The organism is Poseidonocella pacifica, from assembly GCF_900111875.1.
GTDB lineage: Bacteria > Pseudomonadota > Alphaproteobacteria > Rhodobacterales > Rhodobacteraceae > Poseidonocella > Poseidonocella pacifica.
In genome coordinates this window covers 69,513-85,953 of record NZ_FOJU01000005.1, presented here as the reverse complement: position 1 = coordinate 85,953, position 16,441 = coordinate 69,513, and the positions used below count along the sequence as shown (strand labels likewise).

Genomic DNA, 16,441 nt, shown 5'->3' with positions numbered 1-16,441 from the left:
CATGGGCAAATCAGACCACGCATCGGATACACACGGACCGGTCGGCGAAATCGTCGAACGGGTCGCTGAAGTCGCTGACAACGGCACAGTTAGAATAGGCGATATCGTCGAGGCATTCGGCGACGACTCTTTCCTTCCCGTACTGATTGTTCCCGCTCTGCTCGTCGTATCCCCGCTAAGTGGTATTCCCCTCTTCTCCTCGATTTGTGGGCTGAGCATTGCCTTTATCGCCGGTCAGATGGTGATCCGCAGAAAGCACCTCTGGCTTCCGAAGCGGCTCATGCGCGCAAAAATGAAGGGTGAGAAGCTTCGGAACGTGCTGGACCGGGTCCGCAAGATGGCGAGATGGCTGGATCGATATGCCAGCGGACACCTGAAGTGGCTGATGCGCCGGCCCCTGCGCAAGACCCTTCAGATCCTCATCATGCTTTGTGGGCTGGCGATGCCATTTCTGGAGATCGTGCCCTTCACCTCATCAATCCTGGGCGCGGCGGTTCTTGCCTTCACCACCGCCCTGCTGACCCGCGACGCGATATTCGCTCTTCTGGGCTCGTGTATTGTCGCGGCGGCCGTCGGTGTGCCGCTTTACGTGCTCAGGGGCTAGGGCGCAGGAACCTTCGGAGGCAGGCGCGCGTTTCACAGCGGACCTCAACACAAATAGGAGAGACCGATGGAAATTACAGGAATTGGCGGCCTTATCGTTCTCGCGCTCGACATCTGGGCCGTGATCTCGATCCTTGGCTCGGGCGTAAGCACCGGCAAAAAGGTGCTGTGGGTGCTCTTGGTGGTGATCCTGCCTCTGCTCGGCTTCATCATCTGGCTCATCTTCGGGCCACGCTCACCGCGTATCTGACACGCACTCCCTCGGTACGGCGGCGGGTCCATCCGCGACCCAGCCGCCGTCACCGCAGCGAAAGACAACTTCGTCGGCTTCGCGAAACTCTCTGTCTGCACCCGCTGTGTGCCTGATGATCCGCACTTCCGGACCGGCAATCTCAAGAACCGCAAAATCGTTGGGCTCGCCCCTCAGACGCGTAGACAAGCCGGTGCCCGCATGCACCTGCAATGTCTGCGCATCTCCTCGCCTGGCAACGAATGGCTCGGTCAGCCACGTGTGCAGATGACCGGACAGGATAACATGCGGTCCCGCCCTGCCCCATCTGCGGAGCGCTTTTGGCGCGCCGCGCATCAGTTTCTTCTCAACTTCCGGCGAATGGTGGAAGGGATGATGGGCTACGACGACGACCACATCATCAGGCCCGCGGTCCCCAATTATATCCGCAACGCGGTCGATCTGTTCCGCGCTGATCCTGCCGCTTTGCCAATGCCAGCGATAGGTTGTGTCCACCCCCACCACTGTCACCCCGCCAAGACGGATCACCGGTTCCAGATCACGCGCAATATAGCGCTGATACCGGCGCTTCGGCGCAACGAGGCGCAGGGGCAGGTTCCACAGCGGCAGATCATGATTGCCCGGCACAGACAGCGTGGGCGCTTCGATACGCTCCATGAATGCACGTGCTTCACGGAAATGGCTCCATCGGGCCCGCTGTACGAAATCGCCCGACACCACGACAAGGTCAGGGCGGGACGCATTCACCGCGTCGATGAGCGTCTCTTCGAGGGTGGGATCATCCCGCCCGAAGTGCAGGTCTGAAATCTGGGTAATTCGGATCATGGCCTGAGAGATTGTGTGTTGTTCGTGACAGCGACTGAAAGAGGCATCGCGCAGCCCCAGCGCACATCCTGTTCGGGCGTTCTGGAACACACCGGGAGGGTGGAGGAGACTTTCATACTCAAGCGATGCATCCTTTCGGTTGGAGATACAACGCAAGGGCGGCAGGATCGTTGCATTGCCCTATGTGTCTCGGGGAATAGGTATCACCTGACCCGCGACGTTACGGAAAAGGACATGGCTTGGCGAGCACTGCGCAATTTTCCTCGGTCCGGTGGAGGGCCCGCCCCGGCAAGGTCGTGTGGACCCTTCTTGGCCACGGAAACGTGCTTCTGGCAATCCTGCTTCCACCGCTCGCGGCCGCCCTCATCGAGCGGGAGTGGCGCCTTGCGCTCATGTTCCTGCCCGGCATTCTGCTGTGCCTGTTGGGGGTCTTGTTGACCTATCGCCGTCCCGCCCCCTCCGATCTTCGATCCATTGAGGCCTCCGTTACCTTCGCGCTCCTGTTTCTCATCGCGTCGATCTTGCCCCTGCCGGTCTTTGTCTCGCTTGGCCTCGGGCCGGTGGATGCTCTGTTTGAGAGCGTGTCGGGCATCACGTCGACCGGGCTTTCGGTGGTGCCCGATCTCGAAAGCTGGCCAATCTCCGCGCATTTTCTCCGAGCATGGACACAGTGGATCGGCGGCTTTGCCATTGCGCTTGCGGGGGTCGCATTGATCCTGGGGCCAGGTCCTGCGGCGCATGTGATGGGCGAGACGACATTCGGCCAGCGCGATTTGTTGCAGTCCACCCGCGCGCAGGCGCGATCGCTCCTGCGAATATACTGTGCGATCACGGTGATCGGCGTGCTGTTGCTTTGGCCCCTTCTTCCATCGTGGTGGGAGGCGGTCTGTGTCACGCTGGCGGCGGTTTCCACCGGAGGGTTCGCACCGCGCAACGAAAGCCTTGCTGCCTACTCCCTCGGGGCGCAGGTGCTCACGCTGCTGCTTTGCCTGTCAACAACGGTATCATTCGGGTTTTACGGCTTGGCGCGCAGCAAGGGTGCGCTGCGGAGCTTGCGAAAGACGAACGCGGCCGCGGTTGTGCTCACCGCCCTCATCGGCGTGCTGGCAACTCTTCTCCTCGCCGTCGCCACCGGTGCGCGCGACATTGATGAGTTGGCGGCGGAATCTCTTACGTTCCTCAGCGCTTTCACCACTGCGGGGTTCTCGATCGGCCCTATTGAAGGGTCGCCGGCCCTCACCGCGCTTTTGCTGGCCGCAATGGTTGTCGGCGGCGGGATCGGCTCCACGGCGGGGGGCATCAAGCTCGACCGGGCCCTTACGCTTCTCAAGATGGTCCGGCTCGAATTCAACCGCCTGCGCATCCCTCCATCCGCCGTCACGAGCCTCATGGAGCAAGGCCGCCGCGTTGCCGCCGAACGGATCGTCTCTGTCGCGGCCATCACCACCTGTTACGCTGTCTCCGCGCTCGTGTTCTGGATCATCTTCCTCGCCTCCGGAGAGCCAGCGCTGCCCGCTCTTTTCGATGTGACATCGGCACTTTCCACCGTCGGCCTGTCCGCTGGGGTGACCGGCCCCGATCTTGCGCCGCACCTCAAGGGCGCACTCATCCTCGCCATGCTGCTGGGGCGGCTCGAATTTCTCGCACTCATCGCGGCACTGTCGCCGCTTACCTGGACCTCTGGGAGATAGACCCATGCGCATTGTAATCGCCGGCGCGTCTCGTTTCGGGATTTCCACCGCACGCGCCCTGATCGACGGCGGCCACGAGGTCGTCATCATCGACAAGGATCCCGCACAGCTCGAAGCCATCGAGGAAGATCTCGATGTCGGGCTCGTTCATGGGGATGCCTCTCTGCCTACAATTCAGCGCGATGCCTTCGGCGATCATGCCGATGCCCTCTTGCTTCTGACCAATCAGGATGACGTGAATATCCTCGCCGCGGTGGTGGGCCGATCCGTAGGATTTGATCGTGTCATTCCTCAGATCGTCCGGTCCGAACTTCTGGCCGTCTGCGAGGAACTTGGGCTGAATGATCTCATCACCCCGCATGCGACCGTTGCGCGGTCAATCGTCCGGGTTCTCGAAGGCAACTCGGATGCGGCGCTCGATCTGCGATACTACAAGGGGATTCAAGTGCTCGGCTATGATGTGCCCGAACGGTTCGACGGGCAGGCGCTCTCTGATCTTGATCTTCCCGATCGCACGCGCGTCATTGGGATCATTCGCGGCGAAAGCGAGGATTTCCTCTTCGACGCAGAGAGGCTCTGCACAAAGGATCACATTATTCTGGTGGTAGATGATGCTCATGCAGCACAGGTCGATGAATTGCTCGGGGCCAAAGCCGACACGCCGGACTGAGACCCGCATTCTGGAAAAATTGGACCTTTTGGCGCTTTGATGCGTTTAAAGCGGAACCACTCGGGGAAATTTGATGCGAAAAACGCTTTTCGGCGGATTGCCGGCCCTTGTGATCTTGCTATGCGTCGGGGTGTTCCCCGCAGCCGCCGTCGCGCAGGAAGAGCCGCTTTGGTTCGAAACCGAAAGCATCCCCGCGCCGAATGACGTTCCGGATCGCTATAGCCGGGAAACCCCGAGACAGACGCTGAGGGCTTTTCTGCGGGCCTTTGCCGACAAGCGCTACGATGATGCGGCCACGCTGATGAAATTCCCCGAAGGATGGGACGAGGACCAAGATGTCGTCGCCTACATGCTCGGCGAAATCATCGACCGGAACGTATGGCTCGCAGGCCGAGCTATTCCCGACACACCAGCGGGCGAGGTCGATCCCGATGGTTCGGGCGATCAGGCCCCCCAACCCAAACGCAGCATCGAGATCGGATCTCTGGAACTTGACTGGTTCCCCGCCTCGCTGCGCCTCAGCCGGTACAAGGCACCGCAATCCGAACCGGTCTGGCTTTTCTCGGAGCAAACCGTAGAGGTCGTGCCGGAGCTTTTCGACCGCTTCGGACCGGGATGGCTCGAACGCCGCCTGCCGGATTGGTGGACTGAGCCCGGCTTTCTCGACCTTCGGCGGTGGGAACTGGTCAGTTTGCCCCTGCTCTTTCTCATCGCCGGTGGCATTTATGCGCTTGCACGCTGGTGCGTGGCGCGGGTGCGCGACTTGTTGGGTGTCGTGGGCTGGCGCGGGGATGCCTTTTCCAACGCGCGCGGGCCGCTGGCGTTGTTCTGTGCCTCGATCTTTGTCTGGATCGTCACCCGGCAATACCTCAAGTTTTCCGGAGAGATCAGCGCCATTCTCGAACCGGTGATCGTCGGCGTCTCGATCCTCTCGGCGGTCGCAACCATGCTGGCCGTGATTGACACCGGGCTGGATGTCATTACGCGGCGCTATGTCGGAGAGATTGACGACCGCGTCGGGCGCGATGATCGGCACCTCTATACCTCCATCTACGCATTGCGCCGCGCGATCACGCTCATCGCCTTCCTGCTCGGGGTCGGCCTGCTGATGTGGGAACTCGGATACTTCCACAATATCGGGCTGTCGCTTCTTGCCTCGGCGGGCGTGCTGACGGTCGTGCTCGGGATCGCGGGGCGCACGGTTCTCGGCAACATCCTGTCCAGTCTCCAGATTGCCATGGCCAAACCGATCCGCATCGGTGACAGCCTGCTCTATGAGGGAAACTGGTGCTACGTTGAGGCGATCTACTTCACCTTCGTCTGCCTGCGGACGTGGGATGAACGGCGGCTGATCGTCCCGGTGCAATACTTTGTCTCTCAACCGTTTGAAAACTGGTCGATGACCGACGCCAAGATGGCCCGCAGCTTCATCCTCGTGCTGGATCATATTGCCGAAGGAAAGGCTCTGCGCGAGAAGTTCCTGTCGATGGCGAAGGAGGACGAAGACTGCATGAAGGACGAATTGATGCAGATGCAGACGCTCGACCATACCGCCGAGGGGGTCCACTTCCGCTTTTATGCAACGGCAGCCGATCCAAGCTCTGCCTGGGACATGCACGCCCGGTTGCGCGAAAGCATGCTCGACTGGATTCGTGAAGAACACCCCGAATGGTGGCCCCGCGAGCGCGTTGTGTCTCGCGACGGGCAGATCGCCCCCGACGACTAGCGCCCTTCCTTGGGCACCTCGGGCACCACAACCTCAATCGCGTCCGTCAGGTATTGAAGCCGGAAAGGCCCCGCCATCATCGTTTTCTCACCATCGTGAGCCACGAGGATTTTTGTGCGCCGCCGCAGGTCGATGGTGATTTCACTATCCGCAATCAGCCCAAAGCTGCGCCCCGGACGCGAACGGCCGATGGCAAGACGCAGGGTCGCCCATATGAGCGCGAGCGATTTCTCATGCTTGGAGTGCAGCAGCGCCAGCCGCCCGGCGTTCACGTGGTCATCCCCGGAGAGGTGGTATTCCCGCAACTGAAACGCATTGCAGGCCACGAATATGAGCTGCGTCCGGATCGAAGAGGTACGTCCTCCCGCTCGAATGCGGGTCCTCAGCGTTCGACCCGGGCGAAGGAGCGTCCTGAGGACCGACCAATATGCCGCGATCCGGCTACGACCCCAGTTGGCATAAATATCTTCGCGCTCTCGCAGGATGCGCGGATAAAGCCCGAGGCTGGCGTTGTTGATGAAGACGGTATCGTTGATCTGGCCTAGTCCCACAGGTGCCGGCGTGCCGGTAACAAGCCCGTCGACAGCCTGCTCAAGATCCTCTGAAATCCCGAGGCTTCGGGCAAAGAAGTTGAACGTCCCCATGGGAAGCACGCCGAGCGTTGGCCGCGGAAAACCCTCCCGCTCTGCCTTGACGATCGCGCTGGCGACCGCGGCGATGGTGCCGTCGCCCCCGGCCGCAATGACCATGGCATAGCCCCCTGTCGCCGCTGCGCGGGTGGCCTCCACCATGCCGTCTTCTTCGGGGCTGACCCGAACCACCTTTCGTCCGGTCCGCTCTTCGAGCGTTGCACACAAAACGTCAGGGTCCGACAGCCCATCGCTGTTCTGGCTGCCTGATTTGCCGTTGATCACGAGGCAAATCTCCCCCGTTCGCTCCTGTATCAGGGCGCCCGGGTGGTCAGGGGGAGGAAAGCCTTTCATGGCGTTGGGTCACAATCAGTTGGGGGCATCGGTTATCCAACGCCGCCCAAGTGCCACCCGTTCCCATGCCGGCAGGCCACAGTGACAAGATTTATCGTATCCGCGCTAGACCCGGAACGCGCCCAGACGCCCCGCTTGGATCACGTGAAAGCCTGCAACCCTGTCTGTGCCCGCCCAAGGATGAGGGCGTGAATATCATGCGTACCCTCGTAGGTATTCACCGTCTCGAGGTTCTGTGAATGGCGCATCACGTGGTAGCCGCTCTGGATTCCATTGCCGCCGTGCATGTCCCGCGCAAGGCGCGCCACATCAAGCGCCATTCCAGTGTTGCGCCGCTTGATCATGGAGATCATCTCCGGCGCAAAACTCCCCTCGTCGAACAGTTGCCCCACCCGAAGCGCAGCCTGCAGCCCATAGGTGATGTCTGTCTGCATATCCGCGAGTTTCTTCTGATAAAGCTGCGTTGCCGCCAGCGGGCGTTTGAATTGCTTGCGGTCCAACCCATAGCTCCGAGCGCGAAACCAGCAATCCTCCGCCGCGCCCATAACGCCCCAGGCAATCCCGTAGCGCGCACGGTTGAGGCATTCGAAAGGCCCCGAAATTCCGATTGCACCGGGCAGCAGCGCCTCTTCGCCCACCTCCACAGCATCCAAGACGATCTCGCCCGTCACCGACACCCGCAAAGAGAGCTTTCCTTCGATCTTGGGCGCCGACAGACCGGGCATCCCTTTCTCCAGCAGGAACCCGCGGATTTTTCCGTCATGAGCGTCGGACTTCGCCCAGATCACGAAAACATCTGCGATCGGCGCGTTGGAAATCCACATCTTGGCACCAGTGATCGCGTACCCTCCCTCGGTCTTGACCGCGCGCGTCGTCATCCCGCCGGGATCGGAGCCTGCCTCCGCCTCGGTGAGGCCGAAGCATCCGATCTTCTCACCACTGACAAGTCCGGGCAGAAATTTCTGTTTCTGCTCTTCCGATCCAAAGGCCAGAATGGGAAAGATCACCAAGGATGACTGCACCGAGAGCATCGACCGATACCCGCTATCGACCCGCTCGATAGCCCGGGCGACCAGCCCATAGGAAACATAGGAAGCATCCGAGCCGCCGAAATCCTCGGGCACCTTCACACCGAGCAGGCCAGCGGCCCCCATCTCGGCGAAGATATCCGGGTCAGTGCGTTCTTCGAGATAGGCCGTCTCGACCCGAGGGGCCAGCCGATCTTGGGCGAATGCCTCTGCTGTATCCTGAATCATCCTCTCTTCGCTGGTAATCTGATCCCCGAGCAAGAACGGATCGGACCAGTCGAACTGGGCAGAGCTGCGGGACATCTGGAAACTCCTTCGCGACAAGACTGGGCGCGGTCAGACGCCTCTCTGGCTCATACCGCCCGGAACCCTAGATGATAAACAACTTTCGCCGTGCCGCAGGTCAGAAGGATGGCACGGGGCGGCGGATGCTAGCCACCCTCGCCCCCTCAAGCCTCAAGACGCCGTTCAACGATCCGGGCAAAGATGGAGGCCCCGACCGGCAGGATCGCGTCATCAAGCACGAAACCGGGATTGTGCAGCGGCACGTTGCCCGCGTGGCCGACCCGGCAATAAGCGCCGGGCACGATCTTCAGCATATCCGCGAAATCTTCGGACCCGGTCATCGGCTCTATTTCGAGCGAGGTGCTTGCTTCCCCCACGATCTCCCCGGCGGCACTTGCATAGGCCTGAGAGAGATCGGGATCATTGATGAGCACGTCGAAAACGTTTCGGATATCGACCTCGATCTCCACCCCGAACCCGGACGCGATCCCGGCGCAGAGTTCACGCACGCGCGCCTCGGCCATGTCGATCACGTCGTCATGAAAATAGCGGATCGTCCCTGAGATCGTCGCCCGATCAGGCACCACGTTATAGGCCGAGCCGGCATTGAAGGTCGTGACCGACAGAACAACGGGCTTGAGCGGCGGGGTGTTGCGGCTGACGACGGTCTGCAACTGCTGCACGAGCGAGGCGCCGACCACGATGGGATCGCGCGACTGCTGTGGCATGGCGGCATGGCTTCCGATGCCCTTGATGGCGATGTCAAAAAAGCTCGCGCCGGCCATTCCCGGTCCGGGCGTGATCCCGACGGTGCCAGCCGCTGCGCCGGGATCGTTGTGCATTCCGTAAAGTTCATCGCAGGGGAACCGGTCAAACAGGCCCTCCGCGATCATCCGGCGCGCCCCGCCAAGCCCCTCCTCCGCCGGCTGAAATATAAAGACGACCGTGCCATCGAAATTACGCGTTGCCGCGAGGTAGCGCGCGGCACCCAAAAGCATGGTGGTATGCCCGTCATGACCACAAGCATGCATCCGACCCGCATTCTGCGAGGCGAAAGCCACACCGGAAGCCTCCGTGATGGGCAGCGCATCCATATCGGCCCGCAGCCCCACACAGCGATTTCCACCACCCTTGCCCTTGAGCACACCAACCACCCCGGTGCCGCCGATCCCCTCGTGCACCTCGTCGAGCCCATAGGCCTGCAGCTTTTTCGCGACGATGCCGGCGGTGCGGGTTTCCTCGAAGCCAAGTTCGGGATGCGCGTGGAGATCATGGCGGATCTCGGTGAGATCGTCGGCAAAGGAGTCGATCTGCGGAATGACGGTCATGATGTCGGGTCCTTCTATTCGGTTGTATCTGCGCGGGGCGCTCAGCGTTGCGGGTCCAGCGCCGAGGTGCCGGTGATCTCGCGTTCTCTAACGTGGCAGGCAAGCCGGTGCCCCGGTTCGATCTCGACCGCGGCAGGCCTGATCGTCTCGCACCCTGTCTCGCGCAAGGGACAGCGAGTTACGAAAGGGCATCCGGCGGGCAGGTCCATGGGATTGGGTACGTCGCCCTGCAGCGGCCGCGCGGTCTTGGCCCGTTCAGCAAGAGGATCAGGAATTGGCACCGCGCTCAGCAGCGCTTCGGTATAGGGATGCAGGGGACGGGCAAAAAGCTCATCCGTCGGTGCTTCTTCCACGATCGTGCCCAGATACATGACCGCTATCCGGTCAGAGATATGGCGCACCACGCTGAGGTCGTGACTGATGAAGAGGTAGGACAGGCCAAGATCCCGCTGGAGCCGTAGCAGCAGATTCAACACCTGACTTTGGATCGAAACATCGAGAGCCGAAACCGCCTCGTCACAGATCACCAAACGTGGATCGAGCGCCAATGCGCGGGCAATCACGACCCGCTGACGCTGACCGCCGGACAACTCGTTGGGGTAACGGTCGCGCTGGCCGGGACGAAGACCAACGAGTTCCATCAACTCATCCACCCGCTCCTTGCGCCGAGCCCTTCCAACCCCATGGATCGCCAGCGGTTCCGCGATGGATTGGGCAATGGTGCGCTTTGGATCGAGCGCGGAGACGGGATCCTGAAAAACCACCTGAAGGTCGCGCCACAGCGCCTGACGGTCACGCCCCGTTAGCGCCGCGACGTTGCGACCATCAAACATAATCTCGCCCTCGGTCACCGGAGCAAGACCGAGAATAGCGTTCCCGGTCGTGGATTTTCCGCACCCCGATTCACCGACGATCCCCAGCGTCTCGCCGGCTTGCAGGTCAAAATCGACGCCGTCGACGGCCCGGACGACCGGTGTTTTTCCAAAGAGTTTCCCGGTCGCGACCGGAAAGTGCACCTTGAGACCTCGGACCGAGAGAAGAGGCGCGCTCATGCGAGGCCCTCCACCTGATCGGAATGCCAGCATGCGGCAACGTGATCGCGGGCTGCATCACTCACAGGAATCAGGGGCGGGCGCGTGGCGCAAATATTGGATGCCAGCGGACAGCGAGTGCGAAAGCGGCAACCCTCGGGCCAGGCCGAAACATCGGGCACCACACCGCTGATGGAAAACAGCTCCGTCTTGCGCGGGCCATCCATCCGCGGGATCGTGGACAGCAGCAGCTTGGTATAGGGATGCCGGGGCGCGGCAAAGAGGGCGTGTACCTCCGCCTGTTCGACGATCCGGCCACCATACATCACGCAAACGCGGTCGGCGACCGACGCCACAACGCCCATGTCATGCGTGATGATCAGGACCGAGGTATCGGTCTCATCCCTCAGACGTCGCATGAGATGCAGGATCTGTGCCTGAATAGTCACGTCAAGCGCGGTGGTCGGTTCATCCGCGATCAACAGGCGCGGCGCCGCGATCAGGGCCGAGGCGATCATCACCCGCTGGCACATACCACCCGATAGCGACGAAGGCAGTTGTCGAGCGCGCTGTTCCGGTGCGGGAATGCCCACGTCGCGCAACGTCTCTACCGCACGGTCCCAAGCATCAGTTGCAGAGGCGCGACCATGCACTACGAGGCTTTCGGCCACTTGCGCCCCCACGCTGAGCAGCGGGTTGAGAGAGGCGACGGGTTCTTGAAAGATCATCGACAGGGACGTGCCCCGAAGCTTTTGCATCGCGGCCTCATCGCCGAGGTTGAGCGCCTTTCCCTCGAACGTCGCGGTGCCGCCAGTCTGGTGGACCGATCCGGACAGCAGCCCCATGATCGCGAGCGCCGTCAGGCTTTTACCAGACCCGCTTTCGCCAACAAGCGCTACGATCTCGCCCCGCCCTATCGAGAAATCCACGCCGTCCACCACTGAATGGGCGCCGACACCGATGCTGAGATCGCGGATCTCAAGCGTCTGTGGCTCAGCCATCGCGCGCCCCCTCGGCCGCGCAGGCGGCCCAGGGATTGACCGGATGGGCCATACCATAATTCCGTCCCTCCGCACGGCCAACCGCCGACGGAATGGCAAAAAGCACGGGGTGCAGGGCATTGGCGCGGATCACGACGGGATAGTCGCGGCTGACCGCCGCCGCGACGTCGGGGGCCGCGGCCTGATCGACAACGATGGTCGGGCCGGACCCGTCGATGCGGGGGGCGTGAAACGCCTCCTCCAATGTCATGCCACGGTCCAGAACGTAGCTGATCAACTGAGCGATACAGGGAAAGATCTGCCGCCCGCCTGCCGCACCGATGGCGAGGGTGGGGAGGCCCTCCCGCCGGAGGATCGCCGGGCTCATGTTGGCCAGCGGCCTTGCGCCGGGTCCGATGCTGTTGGGCACACCGTCGCGCGGATCAAACCACATCATACCGTTGTTCATCAGGACACCGGTGCCGGGCAAGGTGACCTTCGATCCGAAGCGTGACAACAGCGTATTGGTGAGCGCGACCATGTTCCCTTGGGCATCGACCACTGAAAGGTGACTGGTGCAATCGCCCTGCGCGCTGGCATGGCCCATGGTCTTCAGCCGGTCCTCATAGGTTGTACGGACCGCCCGTGCATAGATTGCAGCCGCCTCCGCCTCCGATGCGCCCGGTTCCAGCTCCGTCTCGATTTTCGACAGCGCCTTGAGCAAACTCGGCCCCGCACATAGCCCGGGAACCACCGCAACTTCGCTGTCACGGTATTGCCCTACCTTCGCTTCGGACCAGTGCGGGCGGAAGCTGGCAAGATCCTCGGCATCGATGACGGAACCGCCCGCTTGCAGGTCGGCGAGGAGGCTTCGCGATATCTCACCTTCGTAGAAATCGCGCGGGCCAGCTTGAGCCAGCCGTCGCAGCGTCGCGGCCTTTGTCGGCATGGGAAGGTAATCGACCTGCTTGCCGTTGGGAACACGGCGCGGCCGACCGTTGTCGAGGAAAAGCTTGGCGGAATGCTCGAATTTCGACAGACCCTGTGCATCGACAGCCAGCGCCAACGAGGTGAACCAATCGATCCGCATCCCCCGTTCGGCCAGTTCAATCGCCGGGGCGAGGGCATCCGGCCAAGACAATGTGCCGTGTTTCTCCAGCGCCGCAGCAAAACCCGCGACCGCACCGGGCACGCAGATCGACGGGTAGCCGATGAGGTTCCGATCCTCCTCGACCGAGGGCCAATCGAACCAATCGCCGTCGTGACCGCCCGAGAGCGGATATTGCGAGCGATCCATATTGCGACTTGCGCGGACATTGAAATCGAGCGTGTCGACAGCGCCGCCATCGCCGGGGGCCCAGAGCAACAATCCGCCGCCGCCCACGCCGCTAAGCCACGGCTCGACGACCGAGAGCACCAGCGCCGCAACGATCGCGGCGTCCATGGCGTTACCCCCCGCCTCCAACACCCGCGCGCCCGCCTCGGCGGCTTCGAAGTGCTGGGAGGCAACCACCCCGCGCGGACTTTCAAGCTGTTTCTTGCTGACCGTCCAGGTTTGCTTCACGCGGTCGGTTACGATCTGGTCCATGCCGAATGCTCCAAAAGGGTTCCGGGAATGTCCGATGTGACCGGGTTGCGGTCCATCGCATGGGCTGCGTGATGGGCGGCGACCTCTTCGACCGTGGCGAGCCAGACATCACCCGCGTCCAGAACTCTTTCCATCAAAGTTTCGAGCATAAGCGGCCGGGCGCCACGGCCCGAAATCCAGTCATGGACCGTCAGCATGAAGAGCGAACCAAAGCGGCGGCTGGCCTCGAATTCCTCGGTCCATGCGCCTAGGATTTCCGCCGGGCTGCGCGGGGCGGGATCACCTCCACCCAGAAACTTGAAGAAGATCGCATCATCCGTGCCCCAGTTCACCGGCACCTCGACGACACCATCCACGGAATGCGGCGTATCATAACCCATCAATGAGCTGTCATAGAAGCCGTGGCGCTTCACCTCGGCCAACATGTGCGGCGTCATCTCCCACGCCGGAGAGCGAAATCCCTTTGGCTTCCGCCCGGTTTGCTGGGCGAAAATCTCCAGCGAGGATTCCAGGACACGTGTGAATTCCTCGTCCGAAACTTCCGTCACCAACTCATGGAAATAGCCGTGCAGCCCGACCTCATGCCCGGCATCCAGCAAGGCGGGAAGCATCCAAGGATGCGCCTCAGCCACCGCGCCCGGAACGTAAAAGCTGCCCTTGATGTCCAACCGCTTCAGCATATCGGCAATCCTGCGGATGCCGACGCGGGGGCCGAAATGACGCTGTTCCAAATGCGACAGGAGTTGCGGCACATCGTGCCGATTGTTCCACATCCATGGGGAATGCGCATCCACGTCCATCGTGAAGCAAAAAGCCGAGGTCTTGCCCTCGGGCCATGGGTAAGGGGCGGGGAGATCGAGCATACTCATAGGGGGGCCTTCTTGTCTTGATAGACGTCCATCGAACCGATCGAATTGCCGCCGTCGACAGTTAACGTCGCGCCGGTAACAAAGCTGGCGGCCTCACTCGCGAGGTACATCGCGGCGGGGGCGACATCGTCGGGGGTAGAGGCACGGCCAAGTGGCATGGACGCGGTGACGCGCTGCACATGTTCCTCGGGAAGTGGGCTTGCGGTGGATCCCGCAGCGAAACCCGGCTCCAGCGCGTTCACCCGGATGCCATAGCGCGCCAGTTCCAACGCATAGCCCTTGGTCAACCGGTCCAGCGCCGTCTTTGACATGCTGTAGGGCGCCGCGGTCAGACGCATCTTGCGGGCCGCGCCCGATGAGATGTTGATGACACTGCCCTTGCGCTCGGCCCGGATCATCTGGGTGGCGATGCCGCGGGTCAACAGGTGCACAGCCCGCAGGTTGATGTCGAGGATGCGATCCCATGCCTCTGCGTCGGTGTCGAGCAGGAAGCCTGATGGATAGACCCCCGCGTTGTTGATCAGCACGTCCGCCGTGCCCCAACGCGTGCCCACCTCGGCCACCAGCGCGTCGATCGCATTGGCGTCGCGCAGATCGCAGGCGAAGCCAAAGCTGCCGTCTGCGCCGATTTCCTCCGCGAAGGTGTCGAGCGCCGCCTGATCCATGTCAGTCAGGCAGAGTTTGGCCCCCGCCTTGCCGAACCCTTCCGCCAACCAGCGACCGACGACACCGAGTGCGCCCGTGACGATGACGGCTTTGCCTTCAAATTCTGTTCCGAAATCCATGATTCACCGTGACTTTGGGTTGAGATAGGCGCTGAGGCGATCCCCGATCAGGTTCACCGACAGCACCAACAGGAAGAGGCAGAGCCCCGGGAAAGTGGCGATCCACCACGCGCTGGAGACGTAGTTGCGCCCGACGCTGAGCATCGCGCCCCAACTGGCCATTGGCGGCTGTACCCCAAGGCCGAGGAAAGAGAGCCCCGCCTCGAAGAGGACCATCAGGCCGAATTCCAGCGTCGCCACCACCGCGAGCGGCGCGATGATATTTGGGAGGATGTGTAGGAAAAGCACCCGGATGGGGCCCGCCCCCATGGCGCGGGCCAGCCGCACATAGGGTTGGCTCGACACTGCGAGGGTTTGACCATAGGCGATGCGGGCATAGCGCGGCCAACGGGTCAGCGCGAGCACAAGCACCACATTGAGAAATCCCGGTCCGAGGACCACCACCATGATGATCGCCAGCAGAATGGCCGGGATCGACAGGAAGATGTCGACAAGGCGCATGACCACAATCTCGACCCAGCCGCCGCGATAGCCGGCCAACATGCCCAGCGTGATCCCGACACAGCCCGACAGGATGACCGACAGAAAGGCCACGGCAAGCGACACCCGCGCACCATGGATCACCCGGCTCAGAAGGTCGCGGCCAAGTTCGTCCGAGCCGAGCAGGTAGTAGACACCCCGAGCTTCGGTGCCCGGCGGTTTGAGGCGGCCAAGCAGGTTCTGCGTGTTGGGATCATAGGGCGCGATCAGCGGCGCAAAGATCGCGACGATGACCATGATCGCCAGAATAGCGAGAAAGACACCCACGGGAACGCCATCACCCGGCTGCGATCGAAACATGCGGCGCCAAGCGGCGGCGTAGGCGGTCATGCGCGGCCCCCCTTGCGGATACGCGGATCGACGACGCTGTAGAGGATATCTGCCAGCAGGTTCACACTGATCGTCACCAGCGCACCCAGCAGGACGATCCCCTGCACGACGACAAAATCGCGGGACTGGACAGACTGCACAGTCAACTGCCCCAGACCGGGCCAGGCAAAGACGGTCTCGACGATGACCGCCCCTGCGAGAAGCTGTGAGATTTCAAGCGCGCTGATGGAGATCACCGGTATCAGTGAGTTTCGGATCAGATGCTTGCGCACCAGCCGCCCGGTTCCCACGCCGCGGGCACGCGCCGAGCGCACGTAGTCCTTTGACATCTCATCCAGAAGCGCGCTGCGGGCGATCCGCGCATACGTGGCCATGGAAAGCAGCCCGAGGGCGATTGATGGCATGATCATATGTGCAAAGCTGCCCGACCCTGAGGGCGGCAACCACCCGAGCCAGACACCAAACACCATGATCATCAGGATGCCGCTCCAGAAGGTCGGCATGCTCTGCGCGCCAAGCACGACGCCCATAAGGAGCTTCGCTGCGGTTTTCTCGCGCCAGAGAGCCAAGGCCAACCCAACCGGCAGACCGATCACGAAAGCGACGAACAGCGCCCCGGCGGCCAGTTGCAACGTATAGGGCAAACGCGAGGCGATGATGTCGATCACCGGCACGTTCTGTACGTAGGAGGTTCCGAAATCGAAGCGCAGCATATCCCACAGATAGTTCGCGTATTGCACCACCAGCGGCTGATCGAGACCCAGCGTCCGGCGCATTGCCTCGATATCCGCCTGCGTGGCCGTTTCTGGGACAAGCAAATAGGTGGGATCCCCGGTCAGGCGCTGGATGAAGAACACCAGCGTCATCACGCCGAAGATCGCCACCAGCGCCTGACCAAGTCTTTGCAGGAGGAATACCGACATGGGCGG

The 16,441-nt window shown here is 62.0% G+C and carries 16 protein-coding genes; 5 read left to right on the top strand and 11 right to left on the bottom strand.

The features are described from left to right. Position 1: 1 nt before the first annotated feature. The gene (locus BM234_RS14390) at positions 2-604 is read left to right on the top strand and encodes an exopolysaccharide biosynthesis protein (RefSeq protein ID WP_092066210.1); all 603 of its coding nucleotides are present in this window, start codon (positions 2-4) and stop codon (positions 602-604) included. Between the two features lie 66 nt (positions 605-670). After that, positions 671-853, top strand: coding sequence for a PLDc N-terminal domain-containing protein (locus tag BM234_RS14385; protein WP_092066208.1), 183 nt, complete (start codon positions 671-673; stop codon positions 851-853). On the opposite strand, the gene BM234_RS14380 is transcribed toward BM234_RS14385, so the two are convergent. Next, entirely contained in the window at positions 839-1,678 is an 840-nt protein-coding gene (locus tag BM234_RS14380) for a metallophosphoesterase family protein (protein WP_092066206.1), read from the bottom strand. The genes BM234_RS14385 and BM234_RS14380 overlap by 15 nt on opposite strands. A gap of 239 nt (positions 1,679-1,917) precedes the next feature. Between BM234_RS14380 and BM234_RS14375 the strand changes: the two genes are divergently transcribed. The 3 genes from BM234_RS14375 to BM234_RS14365 all read left to right on the top strand — a co-directional run bounded on the left by BM234_RS14375 (position 1,918) and on the right by BM234_RS14365 (position 5,765). After that, a complete protein-coding gene (locus tag BM234_RS14375) occupies positions 1,918-3,369 on the top strand; it encodes a TrkH family potassium uptake protein (RefSeq protein WP_092066204.1) in 1,452 nt (483 codons plus the stop codon). A 4-nt stretch (positions 3,370-3,373) separates the two neighbouring features. Then, on the top strand, positions 3,374-4,039 hold the full coding sequence (locus BM234_RS14370; RefSeq protein ID WP_092066202.1) for a potassium channel family protein: 666 nt from the start codon (positions 3,374-3,376) through the stop codon (positions 4,037-4,039). A gap of 73 nt (positions 4,040-4,112) precedes the next feature. Continuing rightward, entirely contained in the window at positions 4,113-5,765 is a 1,653-nt protein-coding gene (locus tag BM234_RS14365; protein ID WP_092066200.1) for a mechanosensitive ion channel family protein, read from the top strand. Here the strand turns inward: BM234_RS14365 and BM234_RS14360 are convergent. The 10 genes from BM234_RS14360 to BM234_RS14315 form a co-directional block, all read right to left on the bottom strand. After that, complete coding sequence (locus BM234_RS14360) at positions 5,762-6,748, bottom strand: diacylglycerol/lipid kinase family protein (protein ID WP_092066198.1); 987 nt, start codon at positions 6,746-6,748, stop codon at positions 5,762-5,764. The genes BM234_RS14365 and BM234_RS14360 overlap by 4 nt on opposite strands. Before the next feature lie 140 nt (positions 6,749-6,888). After that, positions 6,889-8,079: an acyl-CoA dehydrogenase gene (locus BM234_RS14355; RefSeq protein WP_092066196.1), complete on the bottom strand. Its 1,191-nt coding sequence runs from the start codon at positions 8,077-8,079 to the stop codon at positions 6,889-6,891. A gap of 146 nt (positions 8,080-8,225) precedes the next feature. Continuing rightward, positions 8,226-9,389 (bottom strand): M20 aminoacylase family protein, encoded by a 1,164-nt coding sequence (locus BM234_RS14350; protein ID WP_092066194.1) that lies wholly within the window; start codon positions 9,387-9,389, stop codon positions 8,226-8,228. Between the two features lie 41 nt (positions 9,390-9,430). Continuing rightward, positions 9,431-10,441: an ABC transporter ATP-binding protein gene (locus BM234_RS14345; protein WP_092066192.1), complete on the bottom strand. Its 1,011-nt coding sequence runs from the start codon at positions 10,439-10,441 to the stop codon at positions 9,431-9,433. Then, entirely contained in the window at positions 10,438-11,421 is a 984-nt protein-coding gene (locus tag BM234_RS14340) for an ABC transporter ATP-binding protein (protein WP_092066190.1), read from the bottom strand. The genes BM234_RS14345 and BM234_RS14340 overlap by 4 nt, the downstream gene beginning before the upstream one ends. Continuing rightward, positions 11,414-12,988, bottom strand: a complete 1,575-nt coding sequence (locus BM234_RS14335; RefSeq protein ID WP_217645982.1) for a gamma-glutamyltransferase — start codon at positions 12,986-12,988, stop codon at positions 11,414-11,416. Before BM234_RS14335 ends, BM234_RS14340 begins: the two co-directional genes overlap by 8 nt. Beyond that, positions 12,973-13,857 (bottom strand): polysaccharide deacetylase family protein, encoded by an 885-nt coding sequence (locus BM234_RS14330; protein WP_092066188.1) that lies wholly within the window; start codon positions 13,855-13,857, stop codon positions 12,973-12,975. Before BM234_RS14330 ends, BM234_RS14335 begins: the two co-directional genes overlap by 16 nt. Further along, on the bottom strand, positions 13,854-14,642 hold the full coding sequence (locus BM234_RS14325) for an SDR family NAD(P)-dependent oxidoreductase (protein ID WP_175501281.1): 789 nt from the start codon (positions 14,640-14,642) through the stop codon (positions 13,854-13,856). Before BM234_RS14325 ends, BM234_RS14330 begins: the two co-directional genes overlap by 4 nt. Before the next feature lie 3 nt (positions 14,643-14,645). Then, the gene (locus tag BM234_RS14320) at positions 14,646-15,512 is read right to left on the bottom strand and encodes an ABC transporter permease (protein WP_092066184.1); all 867 of its coding nucleotides are present in this window, start codon (positions 15,510-15,512) and stop codon (positions 14,646-14,648) included. After that, entirely contained in the window at positions 15,509-16,435 is a 927-nt protein-coding gene (locus BM234_RS14315; RefSeq protein WP_092066182.1) for an ABC transporter permease, read from the bottom strand. The genes BM234_RS14320 and BM234_RS14315 overlap by 4 nt, the downstream gene beginning before the upstream one ends. Positions 16,436-16,441: the final 6 nt, after the last annotated feature.

Excerpts from the sequence above, each read along its gene's own strand:
- BM234_RS14390 (WP_092066210.1), top strand. The coding sequence starts at position 2 with ATGGGCAAATCAGACCACGCATCGGATACACACGGACCGGTCGGCGAA.
- BM234_RS14385 (WP_092066208.1), top strand. The coding sequence starts at position 671 with ATGGAAATTACAGGAATTGGCGGCCTTATCGTTCTCGCGCTCGACATC.
- BM234_RS14380 (WP_092066206.1), bottom strand. The coding sequence starts at position 1,678 with ATGATCCGAATTACCCAGATTTCAGACCTGCACTTCGGGCGGGATGAT.
- BM234_RS14370 (WP_092066202.1), top strand. The coding sequence starts at position 3,374 with ATGCGCATTGTAATCGCCGGCGCGTCTCGTTTCGGGATTTCCACCGCA.
- BM234_RS14365 (WP_092066200.1), top strand. The coding sequence starts at position 4,113 with ATGCGAAAAACGCTTTTCGGCGGATTGCCGGCCCTTGTGATCTTGCTA.
- BM234_RS14360 (WP_092066198.1), bottom strand. The coding sequence starts at position 6,748 with ATGAAAGGCTTTCCTCCCCCTGACCACCCGGGCGCCCTGATACAGGAG.
- BM234_RS14355 (WP_092066196.1), bottom strand. The coding sequence starts at position 8,079 with ATGTCCCGCAGCTCTGCCCAGTTCGACTGGTCCGATCCGTTCTTGCTC.
- BM234_RS14350 (WP_092066194.1), bottom strand. The coding sequence starts at position 9,389 with ATGACCGTCATTCCGCAGATCGACTCCTTTGCCGACGATCTCACCGAG.
- BM234_RS14345 (WP_092066192.1), bottom strand. The coding sequence starts at position 10,441 with ATGAGCGCGCCTCTTCTCTCGGTCCGAGGTCTCAAGGTGCACTTTCCG.
- BM234_RS14340 (WP_092066190.1), bottom strand. The coding sequence starts at position 11,421 with ATGGCTGAGCCACAGACGCTTGAGATCCGCGATCTCAGCATCGGTGTC.
- BM234_RS14335 (WP_217645982.1), bottom strand. The coding sequence starts at position 12,988 with ATGGACCAGATCGTAACCGACCGCGTGAAGCAAACCTGGACGGTCAGC.
- BM234_RS14330 (WP_092066188.1), bottom strand. The coding sequence starts at position 13,857 with ATGAGTATGCTCGATCTCCCCGCCCCTTACCCATGGCCCGAGGGCAAG.
- BM234_RS14325 (WP_175501281.1), bottom strand. The coding sequence starts at position 14,642 with ATGGATTTCGGAACAGAATTTGAAGGCAAAGCCGTCATCGTCACGGGC.
- BM234_RS14320 (WP_092066184.1), bottom strand. The coding sequence starts at position 15,512 with ATGACCGCCTACGCCGCCGCTTGGCGCCGCATGTTTCGATCGCAGCCG.
- BM234_RS14315 (WP_092066182.1), bottom strand. The coding sequence starts at position 16,435 with ATGTCGGTATTCCTCCTGCAAAGACTTGGTCAGGCGCTGGTGGCGATC.